Genomic DNA, 16,782 nt, shown 5'->3' with positions numbered 1-16,782 from the left:
GGGCTGGTTTTGAAATACTTGAAAGAGGCAGGTCTGGTCATGGGCAAAAGCTACGCAAACGCCCTGCCCCGCTCAAGCAATGTTCTTCTGACAAGACCAAACAGAAGAGGTCAGACATGTTCACCGCTCATTTTTTGAAAGATGAACCACGACGCCCGGCGGGAATCAATGGGTCCTGAGCCTAACGTTCTGTCAAGCCTGAACAGTCTCAATCAGAACTGCTACTCTAACAGTAATTCCTGTTCGGGTAGGCGAATACTGCGTTCACTGTCACTGAAACTGTCGAATGAGAAGTTCCAGCTTGCACCTGGCCACAATAGTTCAAGTTGCCTTTTGGCTGGTCGATAGGCGGCAGTGTAGAGAGTTCCAAACCCCGAATCGAAGGCAGTTGAATAAAGCGGCGGACGCAAAAAAGCATCAATGAACCGCTGCTCGCTCTCAGGATGCTGATTGAGACGATTCAACAGGAATCTCTCTCGCTCAACAGTCGCGGTAAATCGGGCATGCTTTGACCACTCGACATGTCCCTGATGGTTGGTAGCTACCGCCACATCTGAGATTTGCGGGTGCCGATCCGGGGCAAGGTACACAGTACTGTGGTTGAATTTTGCGTCCAGGATCGTGACGTTGTAGCTCATGTGGCAGGGAATGCGGCACAAGCTATAGACCGCTTCCGCCGTTGTCTCGCAGGTTTGCAACACATAGCGCAGGATCAGCGGCACGCCGAAGCCATCGCCCACCTCGCGCCGCCCACCAAAGGTGAGAGAGACGGTGAGACCAGCGTCGTTGATGCCGTCGAGCAGGCCCAGAACCCCATCACTCATCCCGATCACGCCGCGCCCACCCCAGAGGGTTTTCAGCAGTGCAGCATCAAAGGTCTTTGGGTGATAGTCATAGTTGCGTATCAGAAATGGCGTTTTACCGCGCCAGATCGCTTGGCTGCAGCCCGAAAGATATTTGGGCGGGCAATAGAAACTGAGAAACCGCGCCTGGCTGTCGCTGCCACCGACAAGTTCAACCACTTCTTCATAAAGCGGCAGGACCTCGGGCATGTGCTTTTGCAAGGCGCGCAGGCATTCGCGATAGGTGGGGCGGGCCGAATACCCCTCTTGTGCCCACCATTTGCGGTAGGCGGGCCAGTATTCGGCGAACAGCCCGGCCAGTTTGGGACCGGGCTGTTCCTCGTCAATTGAGCGAAAAACAAGCGTCATGGGGCTTTCTACATGATTTTGAACGCGGGGTCTTCCATCGGCTGCGCGGCGGGCAGCGGCTCAGCTGCATAGGCCGAGGTGATGCCGTGAATCCACTTCTTCGACTTATCGGTCAACTTGAAGCCCTTGGTCATCGACCGTCCACGCGTCACCAGTATGCCCAGATCGGCGCCTTCATAGCGGTAATCGCCGACATTCGAAATGCGCAGGAAGAACGCCTCATTCTCGCCCACCGCGCGACGGTGATAGTCGAAACGGTCGAACGCCACACGGCCATCTTCCAGCATCTTGTAGATGCCCGATTGTGGAGCCTGCGTGATCCGGTCGACACTGTCATCGGTGTGTTTGATCACCATCTGTGACCAGCTGTCGATCATGTCCGGGTCAGCCCAGCGGGCGTTCAGTTCCTCGACATCCAGCTCGAAGGGCTTCTTCGAGAATTCCAGCAGATGGAACAGGAACAGCGGCGCGTCGGCATGGGCAAAGGCTGCGTGGTTGGTCATCGAACTGGCCCCGGTGATGCGGGGGTTCAGCTCGCCTAGCCACAGCTCATCGGTTTTCTTGTCGATCAGGAAATCGAGTTCGAAATAGCCGCGATATCCGGATTTGCGCAACTCCTCGCCAAACTGAAAGGTCAATTTTCGCGCTTGTTCGCGCGCTTTAGGTGGGAAAGCGGTCGAGAAGATCTCGTTCCCGCACCAACCGCCGCGATAGGGGGTAAGCTCACCAAAACCCACAAGCTCGGTCATCAGTGGGCCAACGATGGTGCCTTCGGACGTGGCACAAGCCTCGATCGCTGCCCCGCGACAGTCGATCCGCTTCATGATCTTGATCTCGCCTTCGCCGACGATTTCGTCTTTGTGCTTGTTGAAATCAGCCTCGGACTTGATGAAGAATGTGGTGTGGCCGCTGTCTCCAAAGGCGGACTGCAGCACAAGATCATGGCCCAACCCGGCCTTGTCGCAGGTCTTTTGCAGGTGATCATAGCTTTTGACCACACTCAGCGTGTTGGGTACCGAAGGTACGTCCGCCTTGTTGCCGATACGGACAGTTTCGATCTTGTTGTCGCATTTGGTGCGCAGCTTGGCTTTGGGGAACCAAAGCTGACCGCCCAGTTCCTTGACCAGCTTTTCGGTCGTCTCATCAAACATCAGGAAGACAAATTTCGGCTTGCCGCCGCGCCGCTTAATCAGGTCAATGACCTCTTTGTGCTGCAGCAGATAGTTGTTGATGTCCTCGATCGACTGGAACTCGTCATGCGGCATCTCGGAAGGCACGAACACGTTCGGATGTCGCCCGTCGAAGCAATCCATGTAGCAAATATAGGTGAAATTCATCACCCATTCATCCAGCCCCAACAGGTTGAAATTGGTCGCCGATACAAAATAGATCGGGTCCTTGTTGGTGTGGAAATACCGACGGATCTCCGAGATATTCTTGAGCACCTTTTTCGGCATGATTGTTGTCCTCCCTGACCCCTTAGGGGTTCTTGATTGATTTCAAAGCGTCTTCGGCAAAAATACGCAGGCCCAGATCGGCGCGGAAACCGTGGATTTCCGATACGTCCAGTTCCTGCATGAATTTAAGAATCTCCGGGCTGATCACCTGCCCCGGAACCAGAATGGGAAAGCCCGGCGGATAGGGGATCACGAAGGTGGCCGAGACCATTTCCTCGCCCGCCTCCAGCCGTTCCAGCATGTCCTTGTCAGGTTCAACGTAGTCGCAATTGTCTTCGTCGTAAGACAGGAAGAATGCAGTGCGGATATCCCCCGCTTCAGTGCCTTCTTCGCAGCGAAAAGCGTCATGGAAGCGACTAAAATCGGGCAGCGGCGGGAGGTGTTCGCTCAGACTACTGACACGTTTGTCGAATGCTCGTTTCTCCATCTTCGAGGCGTCGTCCATCAGATCGTCCAGTTCCTTGGCGATCTCGACCAACACTTCGATCAGATAAGCGACCGAGCTGCGCGTGGTGCCGATATTGGTCATGAACAACACGGTATTGCGCGAGGTCTTGTTGATTTGGATGCCGTACTTGTCCATCAGGATCTTAGTCTTGAACGTATCCCCATCCCAACCGGTCGCGCCCACATGCAGGGTGATCCGGGTGGCATCCAGAACGAACTCATCATTGGCCCAGCAATCCCAGACATCGGCCCATCCCTGATCGGGGTCAAAATAGCTGGTCATGCCACTTTCGCGATATTGCTCGGGGATCATGTCACCCGCCGTGACCAGCCTGAAGTATTTCTTTAGAAGCGGATGGGTCGACACCGCCCGGCGGATCGCCATCGCGCTTTCGACCTGCCGTTGAACAAACTCATAGCCTTCGATCTCTACTTGCCTGCGGCCGACATCCAGCGAGGCGATAATCTGATAATTGGGAGAGGTCGATGTGTGGGTCATGTAGGCCTCGTGAAAGGCCTCTTCCACCGCACCTTTGAACTGCTGGTCATTGACGTGGATCATCGAGCCCTGCCGCAATGAGGTCAGTGTCTTATGTGTCGATTGCGTTGCATAGACCCGAACCCGCGCATCGGGAGGCGCAATCAGGCGTGTGTTCAGCCATACCTCATCGTCAGCGCCTTCGAGAGCCACCTTCTGAGCCTCATAAGCCTCGGCTTGGTCTGTCGTACGGAATTGTTCGCGCAGAATATTGGCCGACCGCATTGCGGTACGTACACGCGAGTTTGGTGCAAATCTCGCGTAGGCGAACCAGGCCTCATCCCACAGGAATACAAGGTCCTTCTTGATCGCCAGACATTCCTGCATCACTCGTTGCACATTGTAGACGATGCCATCGAAGGTGCAGTTGGTCAGCAAAACCATCCGTACCCGGTCCAGCTTGCCCTCGGCCCGCAAGGCCAGCAGCTTGTGCTTGATCTCGCGGATCGGCACTGCACCGTACATCGAGTAATCGTGCAGCGGATAGCTGTCCATATAGACCACGCTCGCCCCGGCTAGCACCATACCGTAGTGATGCGATTTGTGGCAGTCACGGTCGACCAGCACGATGTCACCGGGCCGGACCAGCGCCTGCACCACGATCTTGTTACAGGTCGATGTGCCGTTGGTCGCAAAGAAGGTCTGCTTTGACCCGAATGCGCGGGCGGCGGCTTCCTGCGCCTCCTTGATCGGGCCTTTGGGTTCCAGCAGCGAATCCAACCCGCCCGAGGTGGCCGAGGTTTCAGCCATGAAGATGTTCGATCCGTAGAACGCCCCCATGTCCTGAATCCAATGGCTGCGGCTGATAGATTTGCCCCGGCTGATCGGCATCGCGTGGAACACGCCGGTGGGCTGTTTGGAATACTCCTTAAGCGCGGTGAAGAATGGCGTCTTGTACCGGCGCTGTACCCCGCGCAGGATGTTCAGGTGCAGTTCCAGAAAGTCTTCCTGATTGTAAAAGACGCGCCGACACAGGCCGAGATCGAGACCGGCGATATCTTCCGCCGAACGATCGGTGATCAGGTAGGCATCCAATTCCGGTCGCAGCATTCCGATCCGGCGGCAGGTTTCGGGCCCGTACTCGGAGGGCGTCAGCTCTCCCAGATCAGCGCCTTCACCATAAAGGCTGATGTAACGGCCCAAGACGTTGGTTTCATTCTTGGACTTCAGGCTCAAACCCGGACGGACAATCACGGCCTGTACGTTCTGGTTGAATAGAACCCCAATCAGGGCATCCTCGACACTAGGAACCACGACGGTTTCATAGATGAACGGATCTTCACTGCGGCGCATCCGTTGAAGGCTGGATTGCAGGAAACGCTCCTGATGCTCGTTGACGTTGTCGACGATCATCACTTCGAAGTAAGGCCGCCCCAGTGCACGGGCCTCATGGCTTTGGGCCGCTTCGTCCTCGAACTCATCACCTTCGGTTTCATCCGCGATCAGGGGGATAGAACGGCGGCGATAGGCCCCCGAGGTCAGCGCGCGCGACACCCGCCGTACGGCGGTCGAGAAATCAGAGAAATTGCCATGATCCAGCAACCGGCGCAAATAGTCGAAAGCTGAGCCGCCCGGAAAAGCAAAATATACTTCGATCGGGGCCAGAGCCTGCAGCAATTGCCGTGCGCGATCCCGATCCTTGTTACTTGCACTCTGATCCAAAGATTCGGCCGTTTCCCGTAGCGCGCTCCATCGGTCTGCCCTCAGTTGCGAGGCGCTGTAGTAGTCCGAGATGGTGTGGAGCTTTTCGCTATCGGAAATGCCGTGCATGAAATTTGTCCTTTCTGCCGATACCGAAAAGCTGGGCCGGTATCAGTCTGTGCCAGAGCGCCCTTTGTAAAGGTACAGATTGTCGGGCTTGGTCGCGGCGTCTTCACTGTATCCCAGCGCCGTTCTGGGGTCAGATGCAGCAACTCCGGCAACGTCGCCTTTCTGCGGAATGCGAAGCGGGCCAAGCGTGTGCAGATAGGCATCCGCGCCGCTGGAGCGGTCGTAAACAGGAAAGTCGGCCTCGCGGTCGCGGAAGCTTTTGAGAACCTGCCCCAATCCTTTCAGTCCGACCTCGCGCTGGCGGCGAACCTGATCGAGATCGATCTCGATGGGAAAAATATCTTCTTGCCCTGCGGATTGATGCAGCACTGTGGCCGAGGGATCAACGACCAGCGAGCGGCCTACGCCCCCGGCGGCCAAACCGTTCACGTCGAACACATAGCATTGGAACTGCGCAGCAGTCGCTTTGGCAATCGACAGCTCGGCCTCTCGGTCAGTTGTGCCGGTCAGAACCGGGTGCAGCAGAACCTCAACCCCCTGGCTGGTCAGTTGCCTTGTGGTTTCTGGGAACCAGATATCATAGCAGATCGACAGGCCAAATCGACCCACATCCGGGACGTCGAAGATGCAGAATTCAGTTCCGGACGCGATATTCTGTTCATAGGGTTTGAATGGGAACATCTTGGAGTATTTCGAGACGATCTCACCATCCGGGTTGATCACCACAGAAGTGTTAAAAACCCGCCCATCCTCGTGCTTTTCAAACATGGAACCGGGGATCAGCCAGATGCCGTAGCGACGCGCCGCATCCTGAAAGCGCGACAGGTCATCATTGGGAAATGGTTGGGCAAACCGGTCGAGCGGGCCATAGGGCGCAAGCTCGCTGAACAGGGCCATCTGGGTCCAAGGGAACCGCGCCATCATCACGTCGATCCGGTGTAGCATCGCCTCGACATTCGAGTGCAACGCGCCGACATGCATCTGAATTCCGGTTATCGCAAAAGGAGTCATTTTTTGTTTCTTCTCATTTTCTTGCCGATTGCGACCGCCGTTGTGATCCGGCGTTCTTCATCGGAGCATAAAACCGTGTGTTCACGCAAGCCTGCTGTCCGCAGGTCTTGGATTTCAGATGCCAGCGCCGTCATGCCGCCGCTTCCTCGGTGGCGTCTTCGGCCAGTGTTTCCACAAAATCGATATCATTGCGGACCCAGAAAAACCGAAACCCACAACTGCGCAGCCATTTCTCGAGCCGGTCCAGGCTGGACCATTCCCGCCGCAGTCCGCGCGTGGATTCGACAAGCGCCCATTGGCCATCGACCAGAAAGTAAACAGTCCATGTATTGGGATGCGCCGAGTGGTTGGCAAAGCCGCCGCTGACCACCTCACGCGCCGTGCGAACCGCGACCGGGTAGTCACCGATGCGACCCTCAGCCGCGAGAATGGCCAGATCGTTTTGACGGATCGTGAATGTGGGAAGGGGGGCGTCACTCATGCAGCTTCGGATTGTGCAGAGTCCATCACGGCCTTGCGCCGTTCACTGATATCCGATGGCTTCAGGTTTTCAACGCGGGTCGCCAGCGTCCAGACATGACCAAAAGGATCGGCAATCGTGGCGCAGCGTTCGCCCCAATAGGTGTCCGTCGCCTCAGCAATCAGGCTGGCGCCGCTTTCCAACGCGGTTGCAAGGACAGCGTCCACATCTTCGACATACATATGATGTCCGATCGGTGTGACTGTGCCCGGTACGGCAGGATAATGTGCACCCCAACCGGCGGTGACAAACAGCATTGAGTTGCCGATCTTGATCGAGGCAAAGCCAGGGGCCTCATCCGCGTCATAGGCCTGAATCTTCGCATCAAAAGCGCTTTCATAGAAAGTCAGCGCTGCATCAACGTCGGCGACGGCAAGCGATGCGGTGCAGGTGCGATAGCCACGGGGCAAGGTGGCAGGTTTCTTTTTCATTCCGGTACTCTCCGATTTGGGCGGCGGTCGCCCTGGATGTTTTCGCGGGATTTTCCCGCACTATGCACCATACTGTGGGTCATTCATACGAATACTGCAACACTATGATGCATAGTGCTTTAGTTTTGGCTTGCGCGTTCAGATCGTAGGCGGAACGCAACCGCTGACGATCCGAAAGAATTCTGTTGCGGAGATTACTGGAGTTCAGAGAAAAACATCTGACTTCCTTTGCTATGCGACCAGTTCTTTGAATTGTTGAATGGGATACAGTTTCAATCGTCGGCTTAGAGCATGAAGGCCTTCACCAGCTCGATCATGTTGGTTTCAGGCATGAAAGGTAACGGGATTGGCTGTATTGAGCGAGCGTGAGCTTATTCGGAGCAGTGGCATTCTGGAAAGTGCTCTGCATCCGTAATAATTAGAAGGATCGTTCACATTGTGTCGCAGGTAATCAAATGATGGCCCTCTTCCGAGTATTTACTTGTATCATGTGTTTGGGAGCCTCTTTCGACGCGGTTTTGGCCGATGGTGTAGAACTGGAAGGGCTGACATGGGCTGAGCAGAAATGTGTGCTCTATCAAGATGCATGGAATTGGGCATATGCCAGTGTCGACCCCGGCGACATCAGTGAAAAGTTCATCGCGGATAACACTGCGTTCGTTTTAGAGGGCTGCATCAAAGACATTCCCGTGTGTCCACGCAGTGAAGCCGAACGCAAGATGGCAGACATGCTAACTGTGATGACTATGAATGAGGGCATGGCCAGCACCTTTGTCCCCTTTGCCTGTCCAGAATTTGCGGATTAGGATTTCTGCGCCCTACTACGAGAGGAATAGAAGCGATAGCCGCGCTTGCCGCTTTCACCTGGGTGAAGATGCATATTTGCCCAAACGTCGTAAGTGACGATGGCGTCAACCCACACGAACGGTCGACTTATTTGCCTGGTTCGAGGTGGCTCCGAGCCGCTTCGAACCTCTCAGAGATTTATATCCCAGTATCGTCCGTTCCCTCGCTATAGGATCCCGCTATACTCGAAGCCCGAGGATTCAACCCGGCGGTCCAATTGGAGGGCTTGCCCAAAGAACCGGAATTCCATACGCGAATGAGTGGTTGAACCTTTCATGCGTCGATGAAACTTTGCGCGCACTCAGAACGGAGGCGCGCAATTGCATATTCTGAAATCACTCGGCCCCGCCGTTGCTCGTGTCTCAGGCGTGGAAGCCATGCGTGCAGGGCTTGGTGCGTTTATCGGATTGGGACTGACCGGCCTGTTTCTCCTGTCGCCTATTGTTGATCCGGACCTGGGCCTCTACCTCGTCGCTCCCTTCGGGGCGTCGTCGGTTCTGCTCTTTGCTGTGCCTAATAGCCCTCTAGCGCAGCCATGGTCTGCAATTGTCGGAAACACTGTAGCGGCGATTGCGGGGGTCGCCGTATGTCTTCTTGTCATAGACCCAACCTTTCGGGTCGCGCTTGCTGTCGGGCTGGCAATCACGACGACCATCCTGTGCCGTGCGCTTCATCCGCCCGCAGGTGCCGTTGCCATGACCGCTGCCATGTCCCCGGATGCCATCGCAAATCTTGGCTTCTGGTTCGCCCTGGCTCCAATTGCTACCGGGACAACAGCCCTCGTTCTGATTGCGACCGTTTACGCGCGACTTACGGGGCGCCACTACCCGTTCCGGCAATTCGATGACCCAAACAAACACGAAACAACAGACCGAAATCCCACCGAGCGGCTGGGACTGTCGGAAGCAGAGCTGACAGAAATCCTGGGCCGATACAGCCAATCATTCAACATAGGCGTTGAGGGTCTGGCCAGGCTGATCGGCGCGGCCGAGTTGCAAGCCGCCGCGCAGCCTTCTGCTCCCCTTACGGCACAGGACATAATGTCCCGCAATCTTGTCACGGTCAGCGCAGAAACGGAGTTGGGTGAGATTGCAGATCTATTCCGGAAACATCGTTTCACGACGCTCCCTGTCGTAGGGCTTGATGAGAAATACCTGGGAGTCATCTTCCAGATTCACCTCATCAACCAGGCAAGATCTGACGCGTTGCGTCTTGATCGAGGCTATGGTGCCGCGCTTCGGCGACTTCTGGACAGGGGCAGGGAGAAGCCGATCAAGGCTGGCGACATTATGGGTGTCGCCGGTCCCCGCGCAACGGCGCATACGCCCATAGGAGCCTTACTGCCCATGACGGCGGATGGCGATACCGACGCTGTTCCGGTGATCGAGTTCGGAAAGATCGTCGGCATCGTCACTCGAACAGACCTTATCTCAGCGCTCGCCCGGAATCTTGCGCGATCAACTCGGTCTACAGAGGTCTGTTAAACACATCGTTTGGAGACAGTGACGGCCATCATCTTGCGATTCACGGTCAACTGAAGGTCAAGACACACCGGCTCACATACACGTCTTGGGCGGGGTTCTGTCGCAAACTTCACCCCTACATGTCAGTTCGAGTGCGTTTCAGGTAGCGCGCACTAGAACATGACAGGAGCAGACCGTGACGATCTCATTTAAGGGCGCGCATTTTCCGAAAGACGTCATCCTACACGCGGTTTTCTTCTACCTGCGCTACGGTGTTTCCTACCGGGATCTGGAAGAAATCATGGCGGAACGTGGCGTTGATCTGGATCATGCAACGCTAAACCGCTGGGTCAGCCGATATGCAGGCCTCGTTGCTGAAGCAGCGCGGTATAGAAAGCGTCCCGCAGACCGTTCGTGGCGCATGGATGAATCCTATGTGAAAGTGAAAGGCGAATGGGTTTATCTTTACCGAGCGATCGACAAACACGGCAAAACCCTGGATTTCATGTTGTCCGAGCGCCAGAACAAGGCCGCTGCGACGAAGTTCTTCGCCCGCGCGCTGGAGGCGAACGGTTTACCGCGCCCGATCGTCATCGACAAAAGTGGTGCCAACACAGCTGGCATCACGGCGATCAACAAGATGCTCAAGAGCTTTGGTTGCCCGATCCCGATCGACATGGTCAGGCGCAAATACCTCAATAACATCATTGAACAGGATCACCGTTTCATCAAACGAAGGATCAGACCCATGCTGGGATTCAAATCTTTCGCTTCAGCCGCGTCTGTCCTGGCAGGTATTGAACTGGTCAACATGATCCGCAAAGGTCAATTCACGCCCGGACTCCGTCCGTTTCAGCAGTTCATCCAAATGGCAGGATAAACTGCTCACCAATTCCACCGATGCTCTGCCATCTAAAAAGTTTGCAACAGAACCTGATTGCGAGCTGGATGGACGCGCACAGCAACAAGTAGGTTGCGAGGCCTGAGTTTAACACAGCGTTTACCAGCTTTGCGACCCAGGCGAGTATTTCCCGCTGCCATTTTCGGGCTAAAACTTTGCCTATGATGGCTCAAAATACATGCCGCGCGTCTTGAGCAATTTGCTTTTTTGGAGAGTGCCCGTGATCGTTGAGAACAAAGGGATGAGATTTAGATGTGGGCAGAAGGCGGGCGGGCTCAATCGAATTGCATTGGTACCAGGCACGGCGAGCTTGGGGGTTTTTCTTTTGCTTTGTGATTTTGTTACTATTACTGGATGTTACCCCCCCTCTCTTTGATCCGCGCAATAGCTGTTTCTATAGCTGAACAAAACTTGTCGACCTCACTTTCCAACATGTCACTTTGGCGGGTTTCGTAGCCAATCGCCGCCAATTCGTCGCAGATGGCCTTGAGATCTTCTTCCGGCGCTGTTTGTGCCAAACGCGTCAACGCCCTGACGAGAGCATTAGTGACAAGCCCGTTCCCACGGGCGGCCCGTCGAAGCGGTGGAACGGAATCGTGAAACAACGATTTTGCAGTAATGGATGGATATACCAGTCGAATGGCGCCTGCATCGTCGCGGTACACGCCAGCACACAGGTTTGACGACCACGCGCGTGCCAGCGAAGCGGATAACCGATCAATGCACACAATTGCTGTGAATGTATCATTGACGCCGGGCGACAAAGCACGAAGTGCGATTTCGACAAGAAGATGCACGGAGAACCGGATATCCCCATTCGGATCACGTGCAGGAATGAGCGGTGCAGCCGCTTGCACGACAGCGTCGAGGTCTGCTTCTGAATCGCCGTGCACATTGGCCAGATTATCGGTGGGAATTAAAAAATCGCCAGGCTGAACGTCGAAAACGACAACGCAGTTTGTATCCTGCGCTGCTTTTATCAGTTCTCGGGTATTGATCGAATTGACGTAGCCCGTGCCCGAAGATTGAATTTGGTGTTCGGTACCCTCCCATGGGACCACATTAGACGAATGCAAATCAGTGCTGTCTTCTATGGCTGCATCGATCTGGCAATCCAAGGCTTCGGAAATTCGTGCGGCCTCCTGATCGATCGTGACGCGCGTCGAAACCGTGTGAACAAACAACAACAACAACAGGACTGAAATTACTGAGTAAAGCATGCCAACGCCGACCGCCAAACTGATTGACGCGTTGTCACGGATCAACCACATAGTCAAAAGACTGTATAGAAATGTGGCCCCGAGAGAGCCAACCGCAACCTGATTTACCCGATCCTCACCGAAACGCTGCAAGAGTCTGGGGCCAATGGATCCTGCCGCCAATGTGTAGACCAACAGAACAATCGAATAGACCATGACAAGTGCTGACATGGAAGCTGCCGAAATTGCACCCAGTACGTCGCTTGCGGTGTGCTGGGGAACAACGAGAATCGAGGGCAATGACCAACCCACTTTTACGATCACCTGTTCTGCGTAAAAAACCACCCACGCCACCACAAGTCCTGACAGACTGATGGCCGCGGGGATTGTTAGGAAACCGCGAAAATACCTCAGAAGTTCTCTTGGTGTACGCAAGATCGTCCCCTTTTTCTTCATGCAGCTCTATTCGGAAGCTGCTCCCTTTTGGGTTGCAACCATTTCTGCACACAGGTTACCCACACGGGCGTGGTCGATTTTCCAACTGGTGGGAGAGACCTCACACAGACGAAAGAAACTCGTTGACTTCTTTTTTCGCTTCTTCTTTTGACTTGCCGTATTTTTCCTGAAGTATGCCAACCAGTCTTTCGCCATCACCCTCGATCGACTCTAAATCTTCATCTGTCAGGTCGGCCCATTTGGCTCTAACGCTTCCTTTTAGTTGTTTCCATTGACCCTGGATTTGATCCCAATTCATAGCGATTTCCTTTCTTCGATTTAGTGCTGTTGCAAACACCGAATATCCACGCCGCCACATCAAGTTTGCGAGGTGTTTCTCATATTCCAGCGCCAGTGATTGAGGCCGTAATTCTGAACGCAGGTATTCGCTCAATTTGCTATGACCTAGTGAGGCTGTTCAGGTGAAGCGGCTCGCAGCTTTCTTAAGCGCTGCTTGCATATCATCCCAAGCCGATTCATAGCCCTCTCGCATATCTTCCCAGGCTTCATCGCTGGCGGTCTTTAGCTCATCCAGCTTCGCCTCTGCGTCAGCTTTGGCGGAATACAAGGTTTTGAGGTGGATCTTATACTCTTTCTTAGCGTCCGCTTCGGCCACGTTTAACTTCGCCTCAAGCAGATCAATTTGAGCGTTCCAGGCGTCTATTTGCAACTTTGCCTTCTTTTCATACCCCACGCGTGTCATTTTTCTTCCTTTCTTCCCGGCTCGGTGAACTCCCGTATTCGAGAGCAAATTGTCAGGCCGCGACGATGGCCTTGAGCATCCAGACTGCTTCTTCATGTTTGGCCATTCGTGTGTTCATCAGATCTTCTGTCGCGCCGTCGCCGTGGCGAGATGCAAGCGCAGAGGTATCGCGAAGGTTACGGGCAATCTTTTCATTGTCGGCGATCAATTGCTTAATCATACCGTCGGCGTCTTTGATCGACTCTTCCTCGACCAGAGTGGCTTGGCTGATCATGTCCGTAAATGAAATTGGTGCCACGTGACCCAGAGTACGGATACGCTCAGCAAGATCATCGATCGCCTCGAACAGGTCGCGATATTGCCGCTCAGTCAGTTCATGGATTGGCAGGAACAAAGGACCCACGACATTCCAATGGCAGCCTTGCGTCTTCACCATTAAAACCATGCTGTCTGACAAGACTTCGGTCACCGCATTGGCGATCCACGCATTCTTGTCGATACCTGTGTCGTGAGTTTCATCTTGCGCTTCGGGTTTCAGAACTTGGTGTGTCATTTTCTCTCCTTCACGACTTCGTACATGGTTAGACATAGGAGTGAATTACAAAATATCAAATAAAATCATATTGTTAAGTTACGCAAGTGACCCACATTAGGGTCGTTCCTTATGTTGATGATCCACTGTGTCCCACGCTACCTGCCAACGCTATTGTAGACATGGAGATGGAGTGGCATACATGATTGGAGTAAGTGACGTAAGTGATAGGGGCCAACCCAGTGTCTGACCAAAGCCGACCGCCCAAACGAACCGAAAAACTCCAGCTGATGTTGGATCTCGACGAGCTCAAGGCAATTGATGACTGGAGATTCGAGAACCGTTTGCCATCAAGAGCTGCTGCCATTCGCGAACTCATTCGCCGTGGTCTGATCACAAATGAATTTGAGGAACCACCTACAGATGCGCCATCCGGCGATTTTCGTGTGGTAGACGAATGAAATTCACCCTCAGCGAGGTTGGGAAAGCGCAAGGCGTCTCCTAAAATCAAGTTGCTAAGCTAAAAGTCTCGCTCAGCCCGTTACGAACTCAGCGCCAACAATCAACTTGGACCAGTCAGATGAGGCTGCTCACCTTGGTCACAAGTTGAGAGTTTAGAACAATAATCCCGGCAGGACAGATTCCAAACAATCCCATTTTAGAATCCGTCTTCAGTCAACGAAGTGCCTTACTGCTAAGATCTTCGAGGAAATCGACGTTATTTTTTGGCCAGCCAATATGCGACGCCGAGGGCGATTGCCAATCCGGCATATGCTGCGATATGGGCTGCATCCATTGTCTTGTAGTCGAAAGTTATCACTTTCCGGGCGACGGCCATAAGCCCGGTTGCAAGAACCAGCCTCACATGTATGACGTTAGAAGTTAGGTAGAGCGCAGCGTTCGTATAAACTTCGATTGCGATAAGGACTGACAACACAGCTCCCAGAACAATGAGCAGGTCTTCCCCATCAATAAGTAGCGTTGGTTTTTCAACAAGATGAATCCCAAAGGTGACGAACGCGTCGAGAATCGTCCAGCCAATGACCAAGACCATCAGTATTGAAAGACCGCGCGTCATCTGCCGAACTACAACATTTGCAACTCGGATCACCGGGTCTTCGTGATTGGGATCCAACTCCACGTGAAGGTCATGGTCATCGTTTGCCATTCTATAATCCATTGTTCAATTGCTGAGGAGTCTCACAGTTGTCAGCAGATATCAGTTCAAAACCATAACCGTACTTGAATACAGCTTTTGAAGTGCACCATCTCAAAGGCCTAAAGTGCTGAGTAGTCAATTCTCTGCAGTTCGAGGTTGCTGATCCGGGTTTTGGTTTTCTCCTTCTCCTCTAGTAGCCGTCGGCGTTCATTCACCTGTTCTTCCGTCTGTGGCACCCCAAGGAAAAAAAACTTGGCATCAATATCGTTTGAGTGTGTTCGAAGACAGCTTATTTCGCGGCTAAGCGCATAATATTTGTGGCCTTTAACGTTTGCGCGGTTGAGTTCAGTGGCAGCCGGTCCTCCACCGACATTGGACAGTTATGCACCATCGCGTCCAATCGAATACGCATTTTCGGTGTGCAGTATTGTTGCAGCCCACGAGTGCGGACTGTGGTCCATGCTACTGTATCCGGTACGATGCCCACTTTAGCACAGGCCTCTTAATGACGGGAGATATAACATTCGGACCTTCCGGCTTTACTGTCAGCGAAACCAATATTTGCCCAGTCCTCAGCCTGACATTGTTCTGGAGAGATTGAATCAATCGGGCCACATACAACCAATCCGATAGCCGCGAAAAGCCCCAAAAGGGCTGCTCGTAATGAAATTGTCCCCTTCTTCCGACTCTTTACCTTTGTCATGCTATAACATCATCAGGAAATTGTCAGGCTAGTTCGGTTGTATCGGGAGCCCAACCAATGAATGCATTCGCGAATGCGATTTCGACATGTCTATCGAAGTACGTAACCTTTAGCGGTCGCGCACGACGTCCGGAGTATTGGTGGTTTTTCCTTTTCGTTGTATTTGGCAGCATCGGTTTTTCTGTATTGGACAGTATCTTCTTTGGCAGTGAACCCGAAAGTGGAATAGCCAGTCAGCCCTTGTACAGTGTGTTTTCGATAGCGGTATTCTTACCGTTGCTCGCAGCGGGTTGGCGTCGCTTGCATGATACAGGTCGTCCCGGCTGGTACTTGTTACTACCTTTGGCCGTATCATTGGTAATGACCCTTGGATTAATGCTGAGTATCATGGCATTTTCTGCGACCGGGAATGCAAGCAACGACCCTGAGGAGTTAGGCGCATCTGTAGCTATCCTGGGAATAGGTGGGGTAGCCGTTGCAATTCTAGTGCAACTAGTTTTGGCGATTTTGATGATCTATTGGCTGAGTCGTCCAACCCAGGAAGAAGAAAACCAATACGGACCGGTGCCTGCGGAGCAGTAAAACTAGCTCTTCTGTTCTCTTGTGGTCTTGTCTTCTCATACTGAGCCAAGCCGAGTTGCTAAGCGGTTTTTGGAATGATTTTTTTCAATCCCGAAGCATAGGACGTGCCGAAACCGCTAGTTCGTTCTGATCAAAGAAATTTTTAAAACACGGATAGATGTCATCGAGCGTGCCCGGCCCATTCCTGCCGTTCACCGACCGGTTAAGATGCTGCGGTCGCGGCCCGCTTTGCGGTCATTCGCTGCAACGCCGAAAACGGATGACGGGCGAATTCACAGTTCGCGGACAAAGGGTGAATTCGCTGCGTTTGCACCAAGGTCTGCAATATCGAGTAACCGGCCGCATATGCGCGGCTGGTCTTTCAATTTTACCGATCTCTGAGGAGATTTTCAGGTCGGTTCCGTTTCTCCGGCGGGTTGGAATGTTCAGCCGGGTGCTGTCAGACTAATTCGAACTAGTCTCTGTTTGCCTCGGAAACCGTAAAGCTATCCGGAGCAAAGTTGACGCCACTCGCTAAGAGCGGCGGCGCGGGTCAGCTTGAAGGTATCTCTGGTTGCGAGCGATCTTTCCTGGTTGAAGTGGTTGTAGACGGAGGAGTGGACGGAAGCGAATTTCTGTAAACTTCGCATGCGCCTGAACCGTTGCATCGCGCGTTCGCGTCGTCGGAAAGGAAGGTGGGAATTCTCAACGCGGTTGTTGAGCCACCTGCCCGTCTGTTGTTTTTTGAGCGCGCCCACCTCTCTGAGCGCGGCTCTGTATGAGGCGAAGCGATCCGTGACGACGGTTTCCGCTTTACCGTGCCGCTTCATCAATT

The 16,782-nt window shown here is 53.6% G+C and carries 18 protein-coding genes; 5 read left to right on the top strand and 13 right to left on the bottom strand.

Annotated elements, in window-relative coordinates:
- Positions 1 to 221: 221 nt before the first annotated feature.
- The 7 genes from AC2FEE_RS24765 to AC2FEE_RS24735 are packed head-to-tail and all read right to left on the bottom strand — an operon-like array spanning position 222 to position 7,385.
- A complete protein-coding gene (locus tag AC2FEE_RS24765) occupies positions 222 to 1,211 on the bottom strand; it encodes a C45 family autoproteolytic acyltransferase/hydrolase (RefSeq protein WP_496868094.1) in 990 nt (329 codons plus the stop codon).
- An 8-nt stretch (positions 1,212 to 1,219) separates the two neighbouring features.
- Positions 1,220 to 2,668: a biotin carboxylase gene (locus tag AC2FEE_RS24760; protein WP_496868093.1), complete on the bottom strand. Its 1,449-nt coding sequence runs from the start codon at positions 2,666 to 2,668 to the stop codon at positions 1,220 to 1,222.
- A 22-nt stretch (positions 2,669 to 2,690) separates the two neighbouring features.
- Positions 2,691 to 5,423, bottom strand: a complete 2,733-nt coding sequence (locus tag AC2FEE_RS24755) for an aminotransferase class I/II-fold pyridoxal phosphate-dependent enzyme (protein ID WP_496868092.1) — start codon at positions 5,421 to 5,423, stop codon at positions 2,691 to 2,693.
- Positions 5,424 to 5,465: 42 nt separating this feature from the next.
- A complete protein-coding gene (locus AC2FEE_RS24750; RefSeq protein WP_496868091.1) occupies positions 5,466 to 6,434 on the bottom strand; it encodes a carbon-nitrogen hydrolase family protein in 969 nt (322 codons plus the stop codon).
- Entirely contained in the window at positions 6,431 to 6,568 is a 138-nt protein-coding gene (locus AC2FEE_RS24745) for a hypothetical protein (protein ID WP_496868090.1), read from the bottom strand. The genes AC2FEE_RS24750 and AC2FEE_RS24745 overlap by 4 nt, the downstream gene beginning before the upstream one ends.
- Positions 6,565 to 6,915, bottom strand: a complete 351-nt coding sequence (locus tag AC2FEE_RS24740; RefSeq protein ID WP_496868089.1) for a hypothetical protein — start codon at positions 6,913 to 6,915, stop codon at positions 6,565 to 6,567. Before AC2FEE_RS24740 ends, AC2FEE_RS24745 begins: the two co-directional genes overlap by 4 nt.
- Complete coding sequence (locus tag AC2FEE_RS24735) at positions 6,912 to 7,385, bottom strand: VOC family protein (RefSeq protein WP_496868088.1); 474 nt, start codon at positions 7,383 to 7,385, stop codon at positions 6,912 to 6,914. Before AC2FEE_RS24735 ends, AC2FEE_RS24740 begins: the two co-directional genes overlap by 4 nt.
- Positions 7,386 to 7,840: 455 nt before the next feature.
- Here AC2FEE_RS24735 and AC2FEE_RS24730 point away from each other — a divergent pair, with 455 nt between their 5' ends.
- The 3 genes from AC2FEE_RS24730 to AC2FEE_RS24720 all read left to right on the top strand — a co-directional run bounded on the left by AC2FEE_RS24730 (position 7,841) and on the right by AC2FEE_RS24720 (position 10,574).
- Complete coding sequence (locus AC2FEE_RS24730) at positions 7,841 to 8,191, top strand: hypothetical protein (protein WP_496868087.1); 351 nt, start codon at positions 7,841 to 7,843, stop codon at positions 8,189 to 8,191.
- A 360-nt stretch (positions 8,192 to 8,551) separates the two neighbouring features.
- On the top strand, positions 8,552 to 9,715 hold the full coding sequence (locus tag AC2FEE_RS24725) for an HPP family protein (protein ID WP_496868086.1): 1,164 nt from the start codon (positions 8,552 to 8,554) through the stop codon (positions 9,713 to 9,715).
- Between the two features lie 175 nt (positions 9,716 to 9,890).
- Positions 9,891 to 10,574, top strand: a complete 684-nt coding sequence (locus AC2FEE_RS24720) for an IS6 family transposase (protein ID WP_496868085.1) — start codon at positions 9,891 to 9,893, stop codon at positions 10,572 to 10,574.
- Between the two features lie 368 nt (positions 10,575 to 10,942).
- Here the strand turns inward: AC2FEE_RS24720 and AC2FEE_RS24715 are convergent, their stop codons facing one another.
- From AC2FEE_RS24715 to AC2FEE_RS24700, 4 genes are all read right to left on the bottom strand, one after another.
- The gene (locus tag AC2FEE_RS24715) at positions 10,943 to 12,250 is read right to left on the bottom strand and encodes a DUF2254 domain-containing protein (RefSeq protein ID WP_496868084.1); all 1,308 of its coding nucleotides are present in this window, start codon (positions 12,248 to 12,250) and stop codon (positions 10,943 to 10,945) included.
- A gap of 100 nt (positions 12,251 to 12,350) precedes the next feature.
- A complete protein-coding gene (locus tag AC2FEE_RS24710; protein WP_496868083.1) occupies positions 12,351 to 12,683 on the bottom strand; it encodes a CsbD family protein in 333 nt (110 codons plus the stop codon).
- Positions 12,684 to 12,707: 24 nt separating this feature from the next.
- Positions 12,708 to 12,992, bottom strand: a complete 285-nt coding sequence (locus AC2FEE_RS24705) for a sll1863 family stress response protein (RefSeq protein ID WP_496868082.1) — start codon at positions 12,990 to 12,992, stop codon at positions 12,708 to 12,710.
- Between the two features lie 52 nt (positions 12,993 to 13,044).
- Complete coding sequence (locus AC2FEE_RS24700) at positions 13,045 to 13,545, bottom strand: Dps family protein (RefSeq protein WP_496868081.1); 501 nt, start codon at positions 13,543 to 13,545, stop codon at positions 13,045 to 13,047.
- A gap of 221 nt (positions 13,546 to 13,766) precedes the next feature.
- On the opposite strand from AC2FEE_RS24700, the gene AC2FEE_RS24695 reads away from it, so the two are divergent.
- Entirely contained in the window at positions 13,767 to 13,985 is a 219-nt protein-coding gene (locus tag AC2FEE_RS24695) for a hypothetical protein (protein WP_496703889.1), read from the top strand.
- Positions 13,986 to 14,242: 257 nt separating this feature from the next.
- Here AC2FEE_RS24695 and AC2FEE_RS24690 read toward each other — a convergent pair whose 3' ends face one another.
- A complete protein-coding gene (locus tag AC2FEE_RS24690) occupies positions 14,243 to 14,692 on the bottom strand; it encodes a phosphate-starvation-inducible PsiE family protein (RefSeq protein WP_496868080.1) in 450 nt (149 codons plus the stop codon).
- Positions 14,693 to 15,443: 751 nt separating this feature from the next.
- Here AC2FEE_RS24690 and AC2FEE_RS24685 point away from each other — a divergent pair.
- A complete protein-coding gene (locus tag AC2FEE_RS24685) occupies positions 15,444 to 15,968 on the top strand; it encodes a DUF805 domain-containing protein (protein ID WP_496868079.1) in 525 nt (174 codons plus the stop codon).
- 485 nt (positions 15,969 to 16,453) lie between these two features.
- Here AC2FEE_RS24685 and AC2FEE_RS24680 read toward each other — a convergent pair.
- On the bottom strand, positions 16,454 to 16,782 hold a 329-nt coding region (locus AC2FEE_RS24680; RefSeq protein ID WP_496868078.1), incomplete at its 5' end, for a DDE-type integrase/transposase/recombinase.

This window comes from Ruegeria sp. YTSC199 (assembly GCF_059609725.1).
The sequence above is the reverse complement of the archived record's forward strand: the minus strand, read 5'-3'. Positions and strand labels throughout refer to the sequence as shown.

Coding starts and splice junctions, on each gene's coding strand:
- AC2FEE_RS24685 (WP_496868079.1), top strand. CDS start 15,444: ATGAATGCATTCGCGAATGCGATTTCGACATGTCTATCGAAGTACGTA.
- AC2FEE_RS24690 (WP_496868080.1), bottom strand. CDS start 14,692: ATGGCAAACGATGACCATGACCTTCACGTGGAGTTGGATCCCAATCAC.
- AC2FEE_RS24755 (WP_496868092.1), bottom strand. CDS start 5,423: ATGCACGGCATTTCCGATAGCGAAAAGCTCCACACCATCTCGGACTAC.
- AC2FEE_RS24700 (WP_496868081.1), bottom strand. CDS start 13,545: ATGACACACCAAGTTCTGAAACCCGAAGCGCAAGATGAAACTCACGAC.
- AC2FEE_RS24750 (WP_496868091.1), bottom strand. CDS start 6,434: ATGACTCCTTTTGCGATAACCGGAATTCAGATGCATGTCGGCGCGTTG.
- AC2FEE_RS24705 (WP_496868082.1), bottom strand. CDS start 12,992: ATGACACGCGTGGGGTATGAAAAGAAGGCAAAGTTGCAAATAGACGCC.
- AC2FEE_RS24740 (WP_496868089.1), bottom strand. CDS start 6,915: ATGAGTGACGCCCCCCTTCCCACATTCACGATCCGTCAAAACGATCTG.
- AC2FEE_RS24730 (WP_496868087.1), top strand. CDS start 7,841: ATGATGGCCCTCTTCCGAGTATTTACTTGTATCATGTGTTTGGGAGCC.
- AC2FEE_RS24715 (WP_496868084.1), bottom strand. CDS start 12,250: ATGAAGAAAAAGGGGACGATCTTGCGTACACCAAGAGAACTTCTGAGG.
- AC2FEE_RS24760 (WP_496868093.1), bottom strand. CDS start 2,668: ATGCCGAAAAAGGTGCTCAAGAATATCTCGGAGATCCGTCGGTATTTC.
- AC2FEE_RS24735 (WP_496868088.1), bottom strand. CDS start 7,385: ATGAAAAAGAAACCTGCCACCTTGCCCCGTGGCTATCGCACCTGCACC.
- AC2FEE_RS24745 (WP_496868090.1), bottom strand. CDS start 6,568: ATGACGGCGCTGGCATCTGAAATCCAAGACCTGCGGACAGCAGGCTTG.
- AC2FEE_RS24765 (WP_496868094.1), bottom strand. CDS start 1,211: ATGACGCTTGTTTTTCGCTCAATTGACGAGGAACAGCCCGGTCCCAAA.